Below are 3,448 nucleotides of genomic sequence, written 5' to 3' on the forward strand. Positions count from 1 at the left end.
ACACGCGCCCGGACAGCACGATCGAGTCCTGCCTCGTCCCCGCCGCGGCGAAGACCCGGTGGCGCCACTCGAAGGCGGTCCTGTGGGAGATGCCGCAGAGCTCGGCAGCCGCGTCGGGCTGGCAGTTCCAGCACATCGCCGACACGAACGCGACCCAGGTGGGGAAGTCGGCCTTCGTGCGCTCGAATATCGTGCTCGTGAGCGAGCCGTACCTCCTGCCGCACGCGCGGCAGAGCCATCTCTGCGACCCGTTTGGGCCCGCCCGTCCCTCACGGGGCGCCCGCCGTCGCCGCAGAGGGGGCATGGGGGCCGCGGCCTGAGGGAGTCCGCCGCCTCGGCGAAGGCGCCCCACCCGTGCGCGTCGCGGCACGCCCTCGTCCCGACGGCCTCCCTGAGCAGCGCGAACTCGTCGTCCGCCAGCGCGTCGACGCGGGCGGCGAAGGGGTTGACGTCCATATGCGATTCCCGTCCGCCCGCGTGGACGTCCCCCCGGGATGTCGCCAAACATAGAGGGGGACGGCCACGCGGGCAAATCTATGTTGGCGACGGGAATCGTATCACGGTTGATTGCCACGGGCCGCTATGCCCGAATGGGATCTATCACCCGTTTGGTCTACTGGTAAATTGATAGATTAATTTCTAAGGAAATCACGGGATAAAAGTTTCGGGTCTCATGCCAGAAGTTTCGCATGAGGCAAGGGCGCCGACCATCTCCCAGGCCAGGCCATCCTGGTCATTGCTTCGGTGACTCGACCAAGGAGGCCGGAAAGGAAGATGATCGGCATGCCGACCATTCCATCAATCAGGCAGCGACTCGACGCTGGCGACAGCGTCGCCCAGGTCGCAAGGGACGAGGGGGTGTCGGAGCCTACCGTGCGCAAATACCGCGACATGGGCGACTTTTCGCTCACCGTGAAGACGAAGAAGAGGCGCGCATCCAAGCTCGACCCATACAAGCCCGTAATCGATTCGTGGCTTTTGCAGGACCGCAAGCGCCGCGCCAGGCAGCGCCACACCGCCAGACGCATCTTCGACAGGCTCACCGCGGAATGCGGCTACGATGGCTCCCATGCCACCGTCCAGCGATACGTGAAGGCGAGGAAGGCCGAGGCCAGACGTGCGAGGGACGGGTCTTTGCACCTTGAGTGGGCGCCTGCGGGGGCCCAGGTCGACTTCGGCGTGCGCGACTTCCGCGTCCTCGGGGTTGTGCGCGAGGCCCGCTGCCTCGTCGCGGCGTTCCCATTCCCGGACGCATCGCTGGCACAGTGCCTCTGGGGCGAGAGCCCGGAATGCGCCTGCGAGGGGCTTGCGGCCGTCTTCGAGTCCTGCGGTGGCGCGCCAATCAGGCTCGTGTTCGACAGCGCGACCGGTGCCGGCCGCCGTGTCGGAGAGGCCATAGGCACTACCGAGACCTTCGAGCGCCTCGCCGCCCACCACGGGCTCGGGCTCGCATCCTGCGATCCCTACTCCGGCAACGAGAGGGGAGCGGCCGGGAATGCCGTGGGCGCCATCCGCCGCAATGCCTTCGTGCCGATGCCGAGGATCGACAGCCTGCCCGCCTATGATGAGCGCCTGCTCACCACCTGCATGAGACGAGCCGGCAAGCCTCACTGCTTCGAGGGCGGACCGGAGGGCCGGCCGTTCGGGGAGGACCGCGCCTCGATGCCTGATCCTCCCGCAAGGCCATTCGGGGCAGCCAGAGTCGAAGGCGCCAAGACGGACGAGTCCGGTGACGTGTGCCTGGAGGGTAAGCACCGCCACCCGCTGGGTTCGGCGCATGCCTGCGAGCGTGTCGGTATGGAAACGGGCGCATCCCGCGTCGCGCTCCTCGCCGCTCGGGGCGAAGGGATCGCCCGATTCGGCCGCGCCCACGGCGGGTCGCCCACCCGGGCGAGCGATCCGCTCTCCCAGCTCGCCCTGCTTTGCCGCAAGCCCGGTGCCTGGCGCGACAGCGAGGTCAGGGCAACGATGCCAAGTGGCCTTGCGGCAACGCCTGGCGCAACGGGCAAGCCCGCCAGGCGTGCCTCTCTTCGAGTGCTGCGCGACGTGAGCGCTGGTTGCGGACATGAAGCGACACCCAAGGCCATGGAGGCGCCTGCTGATGGGACCGGGGCCCTGAGCGAGGCCGACATGGCCCTAGCCGCGTCGTGCATCGCCAACGGCCAAGGCGCCATGGCCTACGACGATGAGCCGAGCCTCGCCTCCCATGACGTCGTGCTCGGAGGGGGCGCGTGATGGGTGCCGGACGGCTCACCCGCGGCCAGCTGGAGGGCGGGCTCCCCGCTCTGGCGCGCACGATGTGCTCCAGCAAGCCGGCCATCGCATCCTCCGTAAAGGAAGCGGCACGCGGCCAGCTCGCTGCCGCCTGCGGTCTGATCAAGGACGGGAATGCGACTCGGGAAGAGGACGAGGGGGTACGTCTTTTGCGCCAGGCGAGATTCCCGTCGCCAGAGTCGTTATCCGACTCCGACTCCGGCGAGGTGTCGCTGCCCGATGGCTACGCCATCGAGGAAACGAGGTCGCTTGGCCTTGTGGGGGCTGCCCAGGGCTTCGTGCTCCATGGGGGATGCGGTCGGGGAAAGGCCCATTCGTCGGTCGCGCCGGGGGTTCTCGCCACCGAGCGCGGCTACAAGGTCCGCTGCCTCGAGACGTCGTCGCTGGTGTCAATGCTCAAGGCAGCGGCAACCGACAACGGATCGGAGACCGCCCCCAAGGACATCGCCAGGGCGGACCTGCTGATGATGGGCGAGTACGGCTACATCCCCATGGGCATCGAGGGCGCAAGGCCTCTCTATCGAGTGATGTCAGCGACCTACGGGGCCAGGAGCATGATGGTCACCACTGACATTGGGTTCGGAAGGTGGGGCACGGTGCTGGGCGACGCCCATCTGGCCACAGCAACGGTTGACAGGATCATGCACCATGGTCGTCTCGTCGAGTTCGGCGGGCAGAGTAGGAGGTTCGAAAAGGCCCTCATGATGGGCAGGTCGGAGGACTGAGAAATAGAGAAACGGCGCTTTTGTCTAAGCCGTGAAACCCGAAAAAAATAAGGCTCTTCAAAACTTCTGGTGGGTAGCACACGGGCTCCCACCGCGCCTCCCTCCCGGCAGGCGGTATGATTCCTGCGACTGGTGGACGCGACGATCGGAGCCGTGCATGGACGCGCAGGCCGGCATGCTGGCGCAGCTCTTCGAGAGATCGATGGGGCTGGGGCCGGAGTGGAGGGTCTCGGAGGTCTGGTTCGAGGAGCGCGGCGGGGCCCCGGACGAGCTGCACGTCCGCGTCGAGCACGTCCGCGGCCAGGCCGTGGGGTGCCCCGAGTGCGGGCGGAGGTGCGGCACCTACGACACCCGGGAGCGCACCTGGCGCCACCTCGACATCTGGCAGTACGAGACGGTCGTGCACTGCGCCGTGCCCAGGGCGGACTGCCCGGAGCACGGCGTCCGCA

Annotated in this window: 4 protein-coding genes; all 4 read left to right on the forward strand. The window is 67.6% G+C overall.

All coding sequences use genetic code 11. The annotated features are described in order from the left end of the window. A partial coding sequence (locus HMPREF1316_RS14480; RefSeq protein ID WP_040651914.1) for a hypothetical protein occupies positions 1-320 on the forward strand: 320 nt, incomplete at its 5' end. Between the two features lie 463 nt (positions 321-783). Continuing rightward, positions 784-2,235: an IS21 family transposase gene (gene istA, locus HMPREF1316_RS08190; RefSeq protein WP_198009631.1), complete on the forward strand. Its 1,452-nt coding sequence runs from the start codon at positions 784-786 to the stop codon at positions 2,233-2,235. Continuing rightward, on the forward strand, positions 2,235-2,999 hold the full coding sequence (locus HMPREF1316_RS08195) for an ATP-binding protein (protein WP_021726522.1): 765 nt from the start codon (positions 2,235-2,237) through the stop codon (positions 2,997-2,999). Before istA ends, HMPREF1316_RS08195 begins: the two co-directional genes overlap by 1 nt. 157 nt (positions 3,000-3,156) lie before the next feature. Further along, positions 3,157-3,448: transposase family protein (locus tag HMPREF1316_RS15095; protein ID WP_021726521.1), on the forward strand; the 292-nt coding region annotated here is incomplete at its 3' end.

Origin of the sequence: Olsenella profusa F0195 (assembly GCF_000468755.1) — a bacterium.
In the GTDB taxonomy this organism is placed as follows: domain Bacteria; phylum Actinomycetota; class Coriobacteriia; order Coriobacteriales; family Atopobiaceae; genus Olsenella_F; species Olsenella_F profusa.

Excerpts from the sequence above, each read along its gene's own strand:
- istA (WP_198009631.1), top strand. The coding sequence starts at position 784 with ATGCCGACCATTCCATCAATCAGGCAGCGACTCGACGCTGGCGACAGC.
- HMPREF1316_RS08195 (WP_021726522.1), top strand. The coding sequence starts at position 2,235 with ATGGGTGCCGGACGGCTCACCCGCGGCCAGCTGGAGGGCGGGCTCCCC.